We start from the raw sequence: 17,806 nt of genomic DNA, 5'->3' as shown, positions 1-17,806 counted from the left end.
CTTCGTTCGGAACCCGGCCGTTTTAGGAGGTGCGAGGGCAGAAATCGGCCGCGAGCACCGCGGGTTCGGGACCGCTGTCCGCCATCGCGTCCGTGTTCACCCGGAAGGTGAGGACATGCCGGCCGTCGGCGGTGGCCGCGGTGCGCACGTAGCTGCCGGAGATGCGCCCGTTGTGCCCCCACACCGTGGTGCCGCACGGAAGCCTCACCGGACACAGGCCCATGCCGTACGAGCCGTGTGCGGTGCGGGTGCCGAGCATCTCGCGCAGCCGGCGCGGGGGCAGCAGTCCACCGCCGAGCAGGGCCTCGTGGAAGCGGTCCAGGCCGGCGAGTGTGGTCACCGACTCGCCCGCGGCGCCGGCCACCCGCGGGTCGAGCCGGGTGACGTCGGTGCCGTCGGCCGCGTAGGAGCGGCCGTGCGGTGAGGGCGGAGAAGTCCGGGAGCCGGGGAAGGAGGTGCCCGTCAGGGGGCAGCGGAGCGATGATGCGGCGCTCGGCCTCGGTGGCGTACGAGCGGCCGGTGACCTGTTCGACGACCAGGCCGAGCAGGACGTAGTTGGTGTTCGAGCAGGAGAAGCGGCCGGGGTCGGCCGGGGGGTGGGTGAGCGCGATGCGTACGGCCTGAGGAGGGGGACCGGCACGGTGCCTCGCGTGTCCGCGGAGAAGTCGTGGAGGCCGCTGGTGTGGGTGAGCAGGGAGCGCAGGGTCGGCGCGCGGCCGTCGTTGCCCGCTCTCCGCACCAGACCGGGCGGATGCTCCTCCACGGTGTCGGACAGGGACAGCCGGCCTTCGTCGGCCAGTTGCAGGGCGACCGTGGCGACCAACGTCTTCGTGATGCTGCCGGCGCGGAAGTGGTCGGCACGCTCGATACCCGGGCCGGCGTCGGCATGGCGAGGGCCCGTCTCCTCCGGTGCCAGCAGGGCCGCGGCGGGGGCGCCACCCCGTGTGACCAGCAGCGGAAGGAGTGAGTCCGTAGGCGGGACGGCCGGGGCGGAGGAGGCGGTCGGGGCCAGGGCGAGCAGGGCCAGGGACACCGGAACGGCCAGTGGTGTCCGAAGCGGCGGCATCCCGGCTCCTCCCGTGGCGGAGGCCCGTCATGCAGGTCGGGGGGAGGGTGTCCGTCACCCGGGTGCCGTGCGCGCCGGGCCCGGTGTGCGGCCAGAGGCACCCTGGGCGTCGACCACTTGTCGGGTGAGGGACAATGAAGGCTCTGTCAGGGCGGGTTGCATGAGGGGACGCATGTCGGAGGCGGAGCGGGCGGGGACATCCCGTCAGGACAAGAGCGCACGTCTCCTCGCCGGGCGGTACCGGCTGGGAGATGTGCTCGGCCGCGGCGGCATGGGCACCGTGTGGCGGGCCCAGGACGAGACCCTGGGGCGGACCGTCGCCGTCAAGGAGCTCCGCTTCCCGACGAACATCGACGAGGAGGAGAAGCGGCGGCTGATCACCCGGACCCTGCGCGAGGCCAAGGCGATCGCCCGGATCCGCAACAACAGCGCCGTGACCGTCTTCGACGTGGTCGAGGAGGACGACCGGCCCTGGATCGTGATGGAACTCGTCGAGGGCAAGTCGCTCGCCGAGGCCATCCGGGAGGACGGCCTGCTGGAGCCGCAGCGCGCGGCGGAGGTCGGCCTCGCCATCCTGGACGTCCTGCGCTCCGCGCACCGCGAGGGCATCCTGCACCGTGACGTGAAGCCGTCGAACGTGCTGATCGCCGAGGACGGCCGGGTCGTGCTCACGGACTTCGGCATCGCCCAGGTCGAGGGCGACCCGTCCATCACCTCGACCGGCATGCTGGTCGGCGCCCCCTCCTACATCTCCCCGGAGCGGGCCCGCGGGCACAAGCCGGGGCCGGCGGCCGACCTGTGGTCGCTCGGCGGGCTGCTGTACGCGGCGGTGGAGGGCACTCCGCCGTACGACAAGGGGTCCGCGATCGCGACGCTCACGGCGGTGATGACCGAGCCGCTCGAGGAGCCGAAGAACGCGGGACCGCTCAAGGACGTCATCTACGGGCTGCTCACCAAGGACCCCGCCCAGCGACTCGACGACCGCGGCGCCCGGGCCATGCTGAACGCGGTCATCAACGCGCCCGCGCCCAAGGAGGCCGGGGAACCGGCGGACGCGACGAAGGTCGTGCCGCTGCCCGAGCAGCCGGGCGCCGGAGGCAAGCGCGGCGAGGAAGCCGGGGAGAAGCTGCGGGGCGCGTTGCGTTCCGTGCGGAAGGCGGCGGTGGCGGCCGGCTCGGCCGGTGCCGCCGCGGCGGCCCGCGCCAAGACCGGCAGTGGCGGAGCCGCTTCGGCCGCCGAACCGGCCGCGGGGACCAGGAGCACGCCGGCGGGTACCTCCGGGACGCGGCCCGGCGCGGCATCGCCCTCCGCCCCGGCCGCGAAGCCCGCCGCGAAGCCGGCCCAGGCGTCCGGTGCGGGTGCGCGGGGGATCGCGCAGCAGAGGCCGGCCGCCGGTGGCCGTAGTTCGGGCTGGCCGGTGATGACGCCGCCGGACCTGCCGGCGAGGACCGTGCCGCGGGCGCCGCTCACCGACGTGGTGCCGCGACGGACGCTGATCATCATCGCGGTGGTCGTGGTGCTCGCCGTGCTCGGCACCGTGCTGGCCCTCACGCTCGGCGACGGTGAGGGCGACAAGGGGGCCAACGGCAGCGGCGGCGGGACCGTCGCCAGCGGGACCCCGAGTGCCGACACCAAGGGCGACGAAGGCGACGGCACCCGCACGGACGGCACGGCGACCGAATCGGCGGGCCCGGGAGCGGGTTCGGCGACCGCCACCGCGGGCACCGGCGCCGGCGGATCGGCCGAGGACGAGGCCGAGAACGAGAAAGAGGAAGAGAAAGAGGACGGCGGCGGTACGTCGGCGGCGCAGACGTACAACGGGAACCAGGGGTACTCGATCGGGCTGCCCGAGGGATGGAAGTTCCGGTCCACGGGTGCCGCCGGGGACCGGTTCACCGGCCCCGACGGGCAGAAGCTGCTCATCGGCTGGACGACCACGCCGAAGGACGACCCGGTCGCGGACTGGAAGAACCAGGAACGCGCCATGGTGCGTTCCCAGTACCAGCGGATCAGCATCAAGTCGGTGGACTACCGAGGCTGGAACACGGCCGACTGGGAGTTCACCTACGTGGAGAGCGGGACGAAGTACCGGTCCATCGACCGGGGGGCCGTCGTCAACGACCGGCTCGGGTACGGGCTGATGTACACGGCCGAGGCCGCCGACTGGGGCAGCGATCAGCGCAAGGACACCTGGCGGACGCTGACGAAGACGTTCCGGCCGAAGTCCTGAGCATGACCGGCCCGCGGAATGGGGAGTCAGATGTGGCATCCCCTCTCTGCGGGTTGCCTCCGGCACGTATCGTGAATCCCTGCGGACCGTACGCAGCCGGAACGGCCCGCCGGGCGAACGGAACCGACCGACCATAGTGCCGGGGGAGGCAACGTGGACGACTACGCGGGACGGGTTCTCGCCGACCGCTACCGCCTGCCGCTGCCGCCCTCCGACGAGTACGAACTGACCGAGACCCGCGCCTTCGACACCTACAGCGGGCAGGAGGTCCTGGTCAGGCAGGTTCCGTTGCCGGAGGTCGTCGAGGCCGAGGTGCTGGACGCGGAAGGACTGCCCGACGGTTTCACCGCCCGCGACGGGGGTGCGCGGCGTGGCGGTCCCGGTTCCGCGCGCGGGAGCACGCGGCGGCCCGCCGACCCGGTCGTGCGGCGTGCGGTCGAGGCCGCGCAGGCGGCGGCCGCCATCCCCGACCACCCGCGCCTGGACCAGGTCTTCGACGTGTTCGCGGAGGGCGGTTCGCTGTGGATCGTCAGCGAACTCGTGTCCGCGCGTCCGCTCGCCGCCCTGCTCGCCGAGAAACCGCTGTCCCCGTACCGGGCGGCGGAGGTCGCCTCCGACGTCCTGACCGCACTGCGGGTACTGCACTCCCACGGCTGGGTGCACCGCAACATCACCGCGCGCACGGTGCTCGTCTGCGACGACGGCCGGGTGATGCTCACCGGTCTCGCGGTCGGCGCGGCGGAGGAAGCACTGTGCGGGTACGACCCGGTGCCCCCTTTGGACGACGAGGAGCCGGGCCCCGCGGCGGGGGCGCTGGAGGCCCTCGGCCCGGTGACACCCGCGGGAACACCGGATGCCGGGCGCGGCCCGTCCTGGCCGCCCGGATTCACCGCCGACCCCGACCCCGATGCCGCGCGCCGGGCCGCCATCGAGGCACGGGCCGGCCGGATGTCCGGCGGCGGGGCGGACACGGCGGGCGGTCTCTCGCCCGCGGCGGCCCCCAAGGCCCTCGACAGCGCGGGCGACGTGCGGGCGGCCCGCGCGGGGGCGATCGCCGCGTACCGGGCGGGCACCCGTGCCGCCGCCCGTGTGCAGGAGGCCCAGCAGAACGGCCGTGCCGCCCTGCCCGGCGCCCGGCCCGCCCCCGAGGACGGCGGCCCGGCCTCCGCCCCGCAGCACGGCGACGACCCCGCGCGGCCGCCGTATGTCTCCCGGCCGGGGAACGAGGGCGCGGGCACGGTGGCCGCCGCGGTCCCGCCGGGGCAGATAGCCGACCCCTACGGTGTGGGCGCCACCGGCCGGCACGGAGCCACGCCCCGCACGGGCAGCGGACGCATCGTCCCCGGAACACCCGAAGCCCCCAAGGCTCTCGAACCGGCGGCCGGCGCCGCCCCGCCCGCACGCTGGGACGACCTCGTGGCACACGCCCCCGCGCGCCGCGGCCCGACCACCGCGCTGGCCGCCGAGCGGGCGCGGCAGGCGCGCATGGCCGTCGTCGGCCCCGTGACCGAGCGGTGGGCGCCCGAGCAGGCCGGGCCCGTGCACGAGAACTGGCAGCTGGCCGCCCCGATCGGCCCCGCCACCGACCTCTGGGCGCTGGGCTCCCTGCTGTTCCGGGCCGTACAGGGACACGCCCCCTACCCGGAGGAGTCGACGGCCGAGCTGGTGCAGATGGTGTGCGCCGAGCCGCCCGCGTTCGCCGAGGAGTGCGGGCCGCTGCGGCCGGTCGTGGAGTCGCTGCTGCGTCAGGATCCCACTGAGCGTCTTGATTTCGAGGAGCTGCGCGGCTGGCTGCGTTCGCTGGTGCGGTCGGCGCCCGAGCCCGAGGCGGGTGTGCACGTCATAGCGGCGCCGCCCGTGGACGCCAGCCGGCTGCCCGTCATACGGCGCCGGGGCGAGCTGGTGCGCAGGCGCCGTGCCGGGCTCCCCGCGCACCACGGGCGGCACAAGCGGGCCAAACAGGAAGCGGGTTCCCCGCGCCGGCTCGGCCGCACCCTGCTTCTGCTGGTGCTGCTCGCCATGGCGGCGGCGATCACGTACGCCATGCTGTTCATGCCGAAGTCCGGTGAGGACGCCGCGGGTTCGGCCGACCGCACCGGAGCCGCCGGTGAGGTGAGCCCCGCACCGAGCCCGCCGGACACCGGCGGGGAGCCGGGAGACGGGAAGAACCCGCCGAACCCAGAGGACACTTCCAAGGACGGACCCGAGGAGTCGGCCGCCTCCGCCGAGACGCAGACCACCGGCCCCGAGATCGCCGACGGCTTCACCCTGGCCAAGGACCCGGAGGGCTTCCGGATCGCCGTCGCCGAGGGCTGGCAGCGCACCGCGAAGAACGGCAGCGGTCAGGTCGTCTACGCGAGCGGCGACTTCGAGCTCATCGTCGTACCGGGCCGGGACAGCGCGGAGACGTACGGCGGTGACCCCATGGCCTACCAGCGGGACGACGAGCGCGAGCTGCAGCCCTACCGCGACTCCAGCTGGGCCACCTCCACCGGTCTGAAGACCATCGAGGTGGGCGGACGGACCATGGCCGAGGGCCAGTTCACCTGGACCGGCGACGGCGGCGAGCTGTACGTCCGCAACCTCGCGGCGCTGATCGACGGCCGTTACCACGTGGTGCAGGTACGCGGACCGGAGGCCGAACGGGACGAGGTGACACGGCTCTACGAGCAGGCGGCGGCGACCTACCGGTTCACCGGCTGAACCACCGACTCAACGCGTTCGCAGGGGTTTTGGTTGCCTGACGCCCCATACAGCGAGAACTGTCACAGTGCGGTCTCCATGGCACGTGGTCGGTTCCCAGGGCGGGCCGGGGTATTTACGCTGACCCTGTCAAGACCATTGCGGGGCAACGTGAATCAGATGCAGGGCTCGCTCGTCGCGGGCCGCTACCGGCTCGGCGAATCCATCGGGAGCGGTGGCATGGGCCGGGTGTGGCGCGCCCACGACGAGGTGCTGCACCGGGCCGTCGCCATCAAGGAACTGACCGCGGCGCTCTACGTCTCCGACAGCGAGCGGACCATGCTGCTGGCACGCACCCGCGCGGAGGCGCGGGCGGCCGCGCGGATCAACCACTCCGCCGTCGTCACCGTGCACGACGTACTGGAGCACGACGGCCGGCCGTGGATCGTGATGGAGCTGGTCGAGGGTCACTCGCTGGCCGACGCGGTGAAGGAACAGGAACGCGTCGAGCCCCGCGAGGCCGCGCGCATCGGCCTGTGGGTGCTGCGCGCCCTGCGCGCCGCGCACACCGCCGGCGTACTGCACCGTGACGTCAAGCCGGGCAACGTCCTCCTCGGCCGGGACGGCCGGGTGCTGCTCACCGACTTCGGCATCGCGCAGATCGACGGCGACGCGGCCATCACCCGCACCGGAGAGGTCGTCGGCTCGGTCGACTACCTCGCGCCCGAACGGGTCCGCGGCCACGACCCGGGCCCCTCCTCCGACCTGTGGGCGCTCGGCGCGACGCTGTACACGGCGGTGGAGGGCAGGTCACCGTTCCGCCGCACCTCACCGCTGACCACCATGCAGGCGGTCGTCGAGGAGGAGGTCGAGGAACCACGGCACGCCGGCCCCCTCGGGCCCGTCATCAGCGCTCTTCTGCGCAAGGATCCGGCCACTCGCCCCGACGCGGCCCAGGCCGAGCAGATGCTCGCCGAGGCGGCCGAGGGACGCCGTCCGCATGCCGCGCAGGAGTACGTGCCGACCCGGGCCGTCGACGCCCATGCGCCACTGCCGTACGAGACCGCGCCGGAGGCGGTCCCGCAGCACCGGCAAGGCGGTCCCACGGCCGTTCGGCAGCCGTACCCGCCCGCCGCCGGCGCACCCCGTCGGCGGGTGCGCGGGCGGGTGATCGCCCTGGTCGTCGTCCTGGCGGCGATCATCGGCGGGGGAACCGCGGTGATGCTCCAGCAGGGGGAGCGCGGTGGTACCACGACCGGCCCCTCCCCGACCACCACGCCCGGCCCCACGGAGACGGGGCGGACCGAGTCGCGGGGAAACCTCCCGGAGGGCTGGGTGCGCCGCAGCGACCCCTGGGGCTTCAGCATCGTCCTGCCCGGCGACGACTGGGAACGCGTGCTCTTCGACGAGGAGACCCGGCAGGTCGACTACACGCCCGACGGCGGCAAGCACTACATCCGCATCGCCATCGACGACTCGCCCGACTTCGACGATCCGTACGAACACCTGAGGGATCTGGACCGGCAGATAGGGCAGCGCCTGGCCGGCTACCAGCGGACCGGTCTGGACCGCCGCGTCTACCGGGACCGTAAGAGCGCCCGGCTGGAGTTCACCTGGACCGCGCTGGCCAAGGACCCCGGCTTCCCGGGGCCGCGCCGGGCGGTGGACCAGATGTACCTCTCGCGCGACGGGATCGAGTACGCGATCTACATGTCCGGGCCGGCCGAGGACTGGGCCACGACCAGCGCACAGTTCGAGACGGTGCTGAAGGGGTGGCGCGAGCCCTGACACCCGCGGCGGGCGGGGATGCCCGTCGCTTGGCCGAATCGCCGTACCGGAGGGCACACATCCGGTGGGGCATGATGGGCCCATGGGGACCGACGGGGACGCCGAGAACGCGACCGCCAGGACCAACGGCCGTGTCATCGCCGGTCGTTACCGTTTGGAGGCGAGGCTCGGGCGCGGCGGCATGGGTGTGGTCTGGCGGGCCACCGACCAACTGCTCGGACGGGGTGTCGCCGTCAAGGAACTCCCCCTCGACGAGACGCTCTCCGCGGCGGACGCCCGGCGGCAGCGGGACCGCACCCTGCGCGAGGCACGTGCCCTGGCCCAGTTGAGCCACCCGCACATCATCGTCGTCCACGACGTCGTCGAGGACGACGAACGCCCGTACATCGTCCTGGAACTGATCGACGGGCCGTCCCTCGCCGACCGCGTCGCCGAGCAGGGCCCGGTCGACGCCGCGGAGGCCGCGCGGATCGGCGTCGACCTGCTCGGCGCGCTGCGCGCCGCCCACGCGGCCGGTGTGCTGCACCGCGACCTCAAACCCGCCAACGTCCTGCTGGAGAACGGCACCGGCCGGGTCGTCCTCACCGACTTCGGCATCGCCCGGGTGTCGGGCTCCACCACGCTCACCGAGACCGGCTCCTTCGTCGGCTCGCCCGAGTACACCGCCCCCGAGCGGATGTCCGGTGCCAGGACGGGACCGGAGTCCGACCTGTGGTCGCTGGGCGCGCTGCTGTGCACGGCGCTCAGCGGCGAGTCGCCGTTCCGGCGGGACTCCCTGGGCGGGGTCCTGCACGCGGTCGTGGTCGACGAGATACGGCCGCCCGCCGAAGCAGGACCGATTCTTCCCGTGGTGCGCGGCCTGCTGGAGCGCGACCCCGACCGCCGACTGGACGCGGACCGGGCCGAACGGATGCTGCGGGCGTTCCGAAAGACGGGCCGTACGCCGGAGTCGGCACCGCCCGGCCCGCTGCTCCCGGACCGGGACGCGCCCCGCCGACGGCCCCCGGTGCGGCGGGAGGAAGCGGGCGGGAGTCCCGAGGCGCGTCCGGTCCGGCGGCAGCCCACGAGGGGTGTGCTCGTCGCCGCCCTGGCGGTCGCCGCCATGGCGGGAGCGGGGGTGTCCGCGGCGGCGCTGCTCCTGCAGGACGGGGACGGCGGTGGGGGCGGCGCGCCGACGAGTACGGCGCCGGAGACACCCGCGAGCCCCTTGCCCTCCGGGTCGCCGAGTCCCTCTGCCTCGCCCACGCCCACCGACTCCTCGATCCGGCCGCATAACCCCGTAAACGGGAGATAAGTCCCCACGAGGGTCACGGGTCTGTGACCGGTCGGCGTCCGCAGTGGATACGTGAGGGCTTGGCGCGATATGGATGAACCATGAGCAGCAACGGGGGAGCCCGCCACGGGGCCGACGAGCCAACCAGCTTTGGTCTGCAGCCGCCGGTCCCGAACCCGCCCACGGCCGTGCCGCACCCCGGCAACCCGTACGCGGCACCGACCGAGGTGGTTCCGCCGCAGGCGCAGGCGCAGGCGCAGGCGCAGACACGGACGCAAACGCAGAACGAGCCGGGCGCCGGTCGGCTGATCGCCGGCCGTTACCGGCTGCTCGCCAAGCTCGGACACGGCGGCATGGGCACGGTGTGGCGGGCCAAGGACGAGACCGTGGACCGCGAGGTCGCCGTCAAGGAGCCCCGGGTCCCGGACCACCTTCCCGAACGCGAACGCTCCAACGCCTCCGAGCGGATGCGCCGCGAGGCCCGTGCCGCCGCCCGGCTCGACCATCCCGCGGTGGTCGACGTCCATGACGTCGCGGTGGTCGACGGCCGGCCGTGGATCGTGATGGAGCTGGTCCAGGGCCGTTCGCTGGGCGCCGTACTGCAGGAGGAGGGCACCCTCTCCGCGCGCGAGGCGGCCAGGATCGGCCTGGAGGTGCTCGGCGCGCTGGAGGCCGCGCACGCGGCGGGCATCCTGCACCGGGACGTCAAACCGGACAACGTGCTGCTCGGCCGGTACGACCGGGTCGTCCTCACCGACTTCGGCATCGCCCAGATCGAGGGCGAGACCAATCTGACCGACACCGGCGGCTTCGTCGGCTCGCCCGAGTACATCGCCCCGGAACGGGTGCTGGGCCAGCGCCCCGGCCCCGCCTCCGACCTGTGGTCGCTCGGTGTGGTGCTGTACGCGGCGACGGAGGGCGTCTCGCCGTTCCGCCGCAGCAACACCCCCGCCACCCTCCAGTCGGTCCTCAACGCCACGCCGGCGCCGCCCGCCTCCGCGCAGGGCCCGCTGGCCGAGGTCATCACCGGACTGCTGCAGAAGGACCCGGCGCGCCGTCCGAACGCCGCCCAGGTCCGTGCCGCACTGGAGACGGCCGCGCACCCGCCCGCCCCGCGGCCCACGCAGGTCGTCCGGCTCCCCGCCGGGGAATCCGGCGGCAAGGGCATCCGGATCGGCCGCAGGACGCTGACGGGGCTGGGCGCGGCGCTCGTCGCGGGAGCGGTGGCCGCCTACCTGGTGATCGCCGACCCGTTCGCGGGACCGCTGCCGGACGGCTGGAAGCGGCACGGTCTCCCGGAGCGGGTGGGCGCCGCCGTCGCGGTGCCGGAGGACTTCGTGGCGGACGAGCAGGCCGAGGACTCGGACGGGACCATCGCCTCCTTCACCGATCCGAGCGGACTGGTGCGGGTCGAGGTCAACCGCGACATCAAGGCCGAGGACAAGAACGGCGAGATCGAGGCCTCGGCCTCGGAACGGGCGTTCGCCCACTGGGAAGAGCTCAGGGACGGCGAGTACGGCTGGGGCATCGCCGACACCCCGGCCCCGAAGGGCAAGCCGCGCGAGACCACGTACAAGGACCGTGAGGCGGCCACCAACACCATCGTCTACACGACGACGACCGATCCGGCGCTGGTGCGCGAGGTGCGGGTCATGTACTACCGGAACAAGGACGGCGACATGTACCGGCTCTGGATCGTGTACCCGGGCAAGGGCTACTTCGCCGAGGAGGGCCGGGAGATCGCCCGTACGGTCATCGACTCGTGGGACATCCGCAAGCTCTGAACGCGCCGATGTCCGCCAACGCCCTGATCAGGGGCTTTGTTGCCAGCGTTCACTGGCGATGTGTGAGCGGTGGGTGAATCTGTTACCGACGGGTACACAAAGTGTTCCCCCGGGCATACCCTGCGGCTCATGACGGACGCGCAGACCCGGGAAACGACCGGCACCAATCCCCTCGCCCCCGCGCCGGCGGGGGCCCGCACCGCCGCCGACGTGGTCACGCCGGAGCTGGTCGCCCAGCTCACCAAGGGCGTGGCCGGCTCCGGCCGGACCGCCAGCCACACGCCGTTCACCGGCGAGAAGCTGGCCGACCTGCCCGAGTCGACGCCCGAGGACGTCGAGAAGGCCTTCGAAGCGGCCCGCGCCGCCCAGGCCGTCTGGGCGCGGATCCCGGTACGGGAGCGCGCCGCCGTTCTGCTCCGCTTCCACGACCTGGTGCTGGAGCGCCAGGCCGAGGTGCTCGACCTGATCCAGCTGGAGACCGGCAAGGCCCGCCTGCACGCCCACGAGGAGGTGCAGGCCGTCGCCGTCGCCGCCCGTCACTACGGCCGCCGGGCCGCCGCCTACCTGCGGCCCAAGCGGCACGCGGGCGCCGTGCCGGTCCTCACGAAGGTCACCGAACTGCGCCACCCGCGCGGTGTCATAGGCCAGATCGCACCCTGGAACTACCCCCTCGAACTCTCCGTCGGCGACGCGCTCCCGGCGTTCGTCGCGGGCAACGCGGTCGTGATGAAGCCCGACACGGAGACCTGCCTCACCGCGCTGTGGGCCCGTGACCTGCTGATCGAGGCCGGACTGCCCGCCGACGTCTTCCAGGTCGTCCTCGGCGAGGGTCCGGTCGTGGGCCCCGAGGTGGTCCGGCACGCCGACTACGTCTCCTTCACCGGCTCCACCCGCACCGGCCGCGAGGTCGCCCAGGGCGCCGCCGCCCGCCTGGTCGGCGTCTCCCTCGAACTCGGCGGCAAGAACGCCATGCTGGTGCTTCAGGACGCCGACCTCGACAAGGCCGCCGCGGGCGCCGTCCGCGCCTGCTTCTCCTCCGCCGGCCAGCTGTGCATCTCCGTCGAGCGGCTGTACGTCCACGAGTCGGTCGCGGACGCCTTCCTGGAGCGCTTCGCCGCCCGCACCAAGGCGATCCGCCTCGGCACGTCCCTCGCCTACGGCGCCGACATGGGCTCGCTGGTCGGGCAGCGCCAGCTGGACGCCGTCACCCGGCACGTCGACGACGCCGTCGCCAAGGGCGCCAAGGTGCTCGCGGGCGGCACGGCCCGCCCGGACATCGGCCCCTACTTCTACGAGCCGACCGTCCTCGACGGCGTCGAGGCCCCGATGAGCGTCTGCTCCGAGGAGACCTTCGGCCCGGTCGTCTCCGTCTACCGCTTCTCCTCCGACGACGAGGCGGTCGAACGCGCCAACTCCACCCCGTACGGCCTGAACTCCTCCGTCTGGACCAAGGACGCCCGGCGCGGCCGCGAGATCGCCGCCCGGCTGCGCACCGGCACCGTGAACATCAACGAGGGGTACGCGTCCGCGTACGGCAGCGTCCAGTCGCCGATGGGCGGTATGAAGGACTCCGGCCTCGGCCGCCGGCACGGCTCCGAGGGCATCCTCAAGTACACCGAGGCCCAGACGGTCGCCCACCAGCGCCTGCTCCCGATGGCCCCGTCACTGGGCATGGACGACGAGAAGTACGCGGCCTTCATGAGCCGCAGTCTGCGCCTCATGAAGGCATTCCGGTTCAGGTGACCACCCCCAGAGGCGCGGGGCCGCATCGATGTGCGGCTCCGCCGCGCGAGCGCGACCAGCCACCTACCACCCGCACGTGAACTCAAAGAGGAGACACCTGTGCCTCAGGACGCTTACGACTACGACGTCCTCGTCGTCGGCTCCGGCTTCGGCGGCTCCGTGTCCGCCCTCCGCCTGACGGAGAAGGGATACACCGTCGGCGTCCTGGAGGCCGGCCGCCGCTTCACCCGCGACACCCTGCCCAAGAACTCCTGGGACCTGAAGAACTACCTCTGGGCGCCGGGACTCGGCATGTACGGCATCCAGCGCATCCACCTGCTGGGCAACGTCATGGTGCTGGCCGGCGCGGGCGTCGGCGGCGGCTCGCTCAACTACGCCAACACTCTCTACGTACCGCCGAAGCCGTTCTTCGAGGACCCGCAGTGGGGGCACATCACCGACTGGCGGGAGGAGCTGGGTCCGTACTACGACCAGGCCAGGCGCATGCTCGGCGTACGGCTCAACCCGACGATGACCCCGTCGGACGTGCACCTGAAGGCGGCGGCCGAGCGGATGGGCGTGGGCGACAGCTTCCACATGGCGCCGGTCGGCGTCTTCTTCGGCGACGGCGAGGACGCCGACGGGAAGGTGAGGGCGAAGCCGGGGCAGGAGGTGCCCGACCCGTACTTCGGCGGGGCGGGGCCGTCGCGGCGGGCCTGTGCCGAGTGCGGCGAGTGCATGACCGGCTGCCGGCACGGCGCGAAGAACACCCTCAACGAGAACTACCTCCACCTCGCCGAGAAGGCGGGCGCGGTCGTGCACCCCATGACGACGGCCGTGTCGGTCACGGAGGACTCGCGGGGCGGGTTCGCCGTCGCCACGCTCCCGACCGACGACCGCCGCAAGGGCGAGGGGCGCACCTTCCGCGCCCGCCGGGTCGTCCTGGCCGCCGGCACCTACGGCACCCAGACGCTGCTGCACCGGATGAAGGCGGGCGGCCAACTGCCGCACCTCTCGGACAGGCTGGGCGAGCTGACCCGCACCAACTCCGAGGCCCTCGTCGGCGCGCAGACCGACGACCGCCGTTACCGCAGGGCCACCGGCGCGCCGAAGGCCGACTTCACCCGCGGTGTGGCCATCACGTCGTCGATCCACCCGGACGAGAACACCCACATCGAGCCGGTCCGCTACGGCCGCGGCTCCAACTCGATGGGCGGGCTGTCGATCCTCCAGGTGCCGTACGCGGGCGGCGGCTCGGGCGCGGCCCGGGTGCTGGGCTGGCTGGGCAACGCGGCGAGGCACCCATGGCTGCTGCTGCGTTCGCTGTCCAACCGGCGCTGGTCGGAGCGGACCATCATCGGGCTGGTGATGCAGTCGCTGGACAACTCCCTGACGACGTACCTCAAGCCGTCCGGGGCCGGCCGCGGGCTGCTCACCGCCCGGCAGGGCCACGGCACCCCCAACCCCAAGCAGATCAAGGCGGCCACGGACGGCGCGTCGGCGCTGGCGGCCGAGATCAACGGCTTCGCCGGCTCCAACGTCGGCGAGCTGACGGGGATGCCGCTGACCGCCCACTTCCTGGGCGGCTGCCCCATCGGCGGCTCCCGCGACACCGGCGTGATCGACCCGTACCACCGCCTCTACGGCCACCCCGGCATCTCGGTCGTGGACGGAGCGGCGGTCTCGGCGAACCTGGGCGTCAACCCCTCTCTGACCATCACGGCACAGGCCGAGCGGGCGATGTCGTACTGGCCCAACAAGGGCGAGGCCGATCCGCGTCCCGCGCAGGGGGAGGCGTACCGGCGTCTGGAGCCGGTCGAGCCGAAGTCCCCGGCGGTCCCGGCGGAGGCGTTCGGCGCGCTGCGGCTGCCGTTCCTGGGGATGCCGGCGGTGCCGCCGAAGAAGTAAAGGGAAGAGGACCTGTGCCCCCCTCCGAGCTCAGGTCCTCTTCCCTTGTCCTGGGTGGTGCCGCACGCGGTGCGGCCGGGCGGTGTTACGCCTCCGAACCGGCCTTGCGCCGGCGCACCACGAACACCGCACCGGCACCGGCCACGACGGCGGCACCGCCGGCCAGGCCGATCATCGGCAGAGCGGAGTTCGAACCGGTCTCGGCGAGGCTGCCGGTGACCTTGACGTCCTTCACCTCGTCGAGCTCGACCTTGCCGCCGGTCTGCGGCTTGGCGTCGTTCGGCTCACCGGGGTCGGAGCCGGCGGCCAGGATGTCGAAGAAGTAGATCCAGCCGTTGGAGTCGTCGGCGATCCAGCAGCCCTCGTCGTCCGCGTACTCGGCGAAACCGCCGGTGAGGCCGAGCGCGTCGGGCACCTTGCCGCTGACGCTCAGCCGCAGCTGGTACGAGACCGACTGACCGGCACCGAGCGAGAACGCGGCGAACGTACCGCCCTCACCGGCGGCGTCCGCGAGCGTGTTCCACGTCCCGGTGGCCTTGTCGAAGACCTGGACCGTGATCTGGCCGGAGTAGTCCTCCTCGTCCCAGCCGAGGGCCGCGACGCCGATCAGCGGCTTGATGTCCTTGATCTCGTCGTCGCTGCGATTGGACACGTTGAACGAGAACGCCGTCCAGCCGCTGCCGGCGACGATCGTCTCGGGCAGCCCCGACAGACCGCTGCGCAGGTCGGCGCTGAGCTCGGCGGTGCTGTTGCCCTCCTCGTCGAGGCAGAGCTCGACGTCGTCCTCGTCTTCCGCCGGGGGGTTTTCGTCCTCGGCGGGCGGGTTCTCGTCTTCCGCCGGAGGGTTCTCGCCCTCGGCGGGCGGGTTCTCGTCCTCTGCCGGGGGATTCTCGCCGTCCGCCGGAGGGTTCTCGTCCTGGGCGGGCGGGTTCTCGCCGTCTGCCGGGGGGTTCTCGTCTTCAGCGGGCGGGTTCTCGTCTTCCGCCGGAGGGTTTTCGCCCTCGGCGGGCGGGTTCTCGCCGTCTGCCGGGGGGTTCTCGTCCTCGGCGGGCGGGTTCTCGCCTTCCGCCGGGAGGTCCTCGTCCTCGACGGACGTGCTCGTCGACGTGCTCGGCGTCTCCTCGCTGCCGGTCGCGAAGGCTGCCGGAGCCGAGAGCAGGGCCAGTGGCGCGATGACGGCCGTCGCGGCCGCTGCGGCCATGGCACGGCGAAGCTTCATGAAGACCTCGGTGAGTCCGGCGTACTGCTCGGGTGCGGTACGAGAGGGGAGGCTCCTCCGCGGAGGGAGCCACGGGTGTGATCCGTGAGGATTCGGTGAGTTCGATCAACAAGGCCGGTGAATGGTTGTCCTGCCCTTCACGGAATTTTTATGTGAGGTGGATCACAAGTGAGAGGTGATCGTCATGTGGCGTACGCTCGGCCGCCTACGACCGCCATCGAGAGAAAGCCCGCGACCCCGTGGCCGAACAGCCGTCCGAAGAGTTCGGACCGGAGTCCTCGTCCCTCCCCGATGACGTCTGGGAGAAGTTCGTCCAGGACAGTGAGCGCGACATCCGTGCCTCCGCTCCCAAGGAGCCGTCGGCGCGGGCGCGCATGGTGACCGAGCGGCTGCGGGCCATGGACGAGGCGCAGGCCGGGGCGGCCGGTGGCGGCAAGCGCCGCTGGGGCAGGAAGCGGACGCCCGTGCGGCCCGCCCGGCCCGAGGGGTGGCGCACGGGTCCGGCCTGGCAGGAGACGAACGGCCGCACCTCGCGACGGCGCCGGATCTGGAGCGCGGTCGGCGTGGTGGTGGCCGCGGCGCTGGCCGTGGTCGCCGTCAATCCGTCCGCCGCGCTGTCCTGGCTGCCCGGCGGCCTCGGTGAGGGGTCCGGCGCGGCGGACGAGGCACGGACGGCCGACGCCACGCCGCTGGCCCCCGAGACCGCCCGGCCCAGCACCGCGCCCTCCGCCGTCCCCGCGGACGTCCCCACCCGTGCGAGGCCGTTCGCCGGATCCCCGGCCGCCCGGTGGGAGGCGGGAGCGGATGCCGTCCGGCTGCCCGAGGCCGAGGCCGTCAACGGAGTCCCCGCCGCCCGGATCGAGGCCGCGCTGAAGGGGACGAAGGAGTTCCTGGTCGCCTCCAACCTCGATCCCGCGGTGCTGAAGGGCGGCCGGCCGGAGAAGGCGCTGGACCTCGTGGACCCGCTGGAGAAGGACTACCTCGCCGAACTGCGCGCCGGGCTGCGCGAGCCCACGGTGAAGAACGACCCGGTGTGGACGTTCACCCGCTTCGATCCCGAGGAGGTCGAACTCGTGGGCGACGTGCGGGTCCGTGGCCGTATGACGGTCGAGGCCGTGAGCGGAACGGCCGGGAGGGCCGTGATCAAGGCCGACTACACCTTCGTGTACCCGGTGGCCCGGGCCGGCGGCGGTGACGAGGTGACCCGGGCCGTCGTTCGCCGGTCGGTCGAGGTGGAAGCCGTGGACCCGGCCAGGTTCCAGAACAGCGAGGGGCACATCTGGCTCGCCGCCGTCAACAGCGAGATAGCCAACGACGACTGCCGGGAGGGTGACGGCGTGATCCGTCCGCAGTTCTTCGCCGACCGGCGGACCGCCGCTCCCGAGTCGTCCGGGGAGGCGCGCGATCCGTACGACCGCAGCAAGGAGCTGACGGCGGACGGGCGCGACGAGGAGTGCGGCGTCGTGACCCGTACCTGAGACGCGCGCCGTTCGTCCGGCACGGTCTCGGACGGTTCCCGCCGGCCGGTCCCGGGCGTCCCCGGGACCGGCCGTTCTCCGGGGTGACCGGGCCGCTGTCCCCTGCCGTCCGGTCACTCGTCCGGAGCGAGGTCCCACGGCGTACGGCGGAGCCGCACGCCTCATCGCTCCGGCGAGCCACGCGTGGTTCTCCCGGGCCCGCCCCTGGACGGCGCGGACACCGGTACCAACGAAGCGGTTCCGGTGCCGGTCACGCGCCGTACGGGTGAGGGGCACGCGTTCGTCCGTACCGCGAACGCGGATTCAGATCCTGCCGCGGCACAGCTCCAGCAGGGTCATCGCGAGCGTGGTGCCCGGCTTGCCCAGGGCGTCCCGGTAGTGCGCGAGGACCTCCATCTCGCGGGAGAGGTTCACCCGCCGCCCGCCGGAGGCGATCCGTTCCTTCTGGATGACGGCCGACACGGCCATCCGTTCCTGCACCAGACCGATGATGCGGTCGTCGAGCGCGTCGATCCGTTCGCGGGCGCCGGTGATCAGCTCGGCGGCCTCGGTGGTGCGGGCGCCGGTCTTCTCGGTCGACTCCGTCGTGGTGGCGGTCATGTCGGGGCTCCTCGGTGGGTGGGCGCGGTGCCCCGGAGCGGCAAGGTCCGGAGGGA

10 protein-coding genes and 1 pseudogene are annotated in these 17,806 nt (G+C 73.1%); 8 read left to right on the top strand and 3 right to left on the bottom strand.

The window, feature by feature from the left end:
• Positions 1–22: 22 nt before the first annotated feature.
• Positions 23–1,066 (bottom strand): annotated as a pseudogene (locus ACFXAE_RS02180) (serine hydrolase domain-containing protein).
• Positions 1,067–1,238: 172 nt separating this feature from the next.
• Here ACFXAE_RS02180 and ACFXAE_RS02175 point away from each other — a divergent pair.
• The 7 genes from ACFXAE_RS02175 to ACFXAE_RS02145 all read left to right on the top strand — a co-directional run bounded on the left by ACFXAE_RS02175 (position 1,239) and on the right by ACFXAE_RS02145 (position 14,453).
• Positions 1,239–3,296: a serine/threonine-protein kinase gene (locus ACFXAE_RS02175; protein ID WP_384706885.1), complete on the top strand. Its 2,058-nt coding sequence runs from the start codon at positions 1,239–1,241 to the stop codon at positions 3,294–3,296.
• A 153-nt stretch (positions 3,297–3,449) separates the two neighbouring features.
• Positions 3,450–5,999 (top strand): protein kinase, encoded by a 2,550-nt coding sequence (locus ACFXAE_RS02170; protein WP_384706732.1) that lies wholly within the window; start codon positions 3,450–3,452, stop codon positions 5,997–5,999.
• A 159-nt stretch (positions 6,000–6,158) separates the two neighbouring features.
• Positions 6,159–7,766 (top strand): serine/threonine-protein kinase, encoded by a 1,608-nt coding sequence (locus tag ACFXAE_RS02165; protein ID WP_384706730.1) that lies wholly within the window; start codon positions 6,159–6,161, stop codon positions 7,764–7,766.
• 82 nt (positions 7,767–7,848) lie between these two features.
• Positions 7,849–9,060, top strand: coding sequence for a serine/threonine-protein kinase (locus tag ACFXAE_RS02160; RefSeq protein ID WP_384706728.1), 1,212 nt, complete (start codon positions 7,849–7,851; stop codon positions 9,058–9,060).
• A gap of 80 nt (positions 9,061–9,140) precedes the next feature.
• Positions 9,141–10,823, top strand: a complete 1,683-nt coding sequence (locus ACFXAE_RS02155; protein ID WP_384706726.1) for a serine/threonine-protein kinase — start codon at positions 9,141–9,143, stop codon at positions 10,821–10,823.
• 129 nt (positions 10,824–10,952) lie between these two features.
• On the top strand, positions 10,953–12,566 hold the full coding sequence (locus ACFXAE_RS02150) for a succinic semialdehyde dehydrogenase (protein ID WP_384706724.1): 1,614 nt from the start codon (positions 10,953–10,955) through the stop codon (positions 12,564–12,566).
• A gap of 99 nt (positions 12,567–12,665) precedes the next feature.
• On the top strand, positions 12,666–14,453 hold the full coding sequence (locus ACFXAE_RS02145) for a GMC oxidoreductase (RefSeq protein WP_384706722.1): 1,788 nt from the start codon (positions 12,666–12,668) through the stop codon (positions 14,451–14,453).
• Between the two features lie 85 nt (positions 14,454–14,538).
• On the opposite strand, the gene ACFXAE_RS02140 is transcribed toward ACFXAE_RS02145, so the two are convergent.
• Complete coding sequence (locus tag ACFXAE_RS02140) at positions 14,539–15,672, bottom strand: LAETG motif-containing sortase-dependent surface protein (protein ID WP_384706720.1); 1,134 nt, start codon at positions 15,670–15,672, stop codon at positions 14,539–14,541.
• A gap of 239 nt (positions 15,673–15,911) precedes the next feature.
• Between ACFXAE_RS02140 and ACFXAE_RS02135 the strand changes: the two genes are divergently transcribed.
• Positions 15,912–17,150, top strand: a complete 1,239-nt coding sequence (locus tag ACFXAE_RS02135) for a hypothetical protein (protein WP_384706718.1) — start codon at positions 15,912–15,914, stop codon at positions 17,148–17,150.
• A gap of 303 nt (positions 17,151–17,453) precedes the next feature.
• On the opposite strand, the gene ACFXAE_RS02130 is transcribed toward ACFXAE_RS02135, so the two are convergent.
• Complete coding sequence (locus ACFXAE_RS02130) at positions 17,454–17,750, bottom strand: chorismate mutase (protein ID WP_384706716.1); 297 nt, start codon at positions 17,748–17,750, stop codon at positions 17,454–17,456.
• Positions 17,751–17,806: the final 56 nt, after the last annotated feature.

It is taken from the genome of Streptomyces sp. NPDC059454 (assembly GCF_042749965.1).
Lineage (GTDB): Bacteria > Actinomycetota > Actinomycetes > Streptomycetales > Streptomycetaceae > Streptomyces.
The sequence above is the reverse complement of the archived record's forward strand: the minus strand, read 5'-3'. Positions and strand labels throughout refer to the sequence as shown.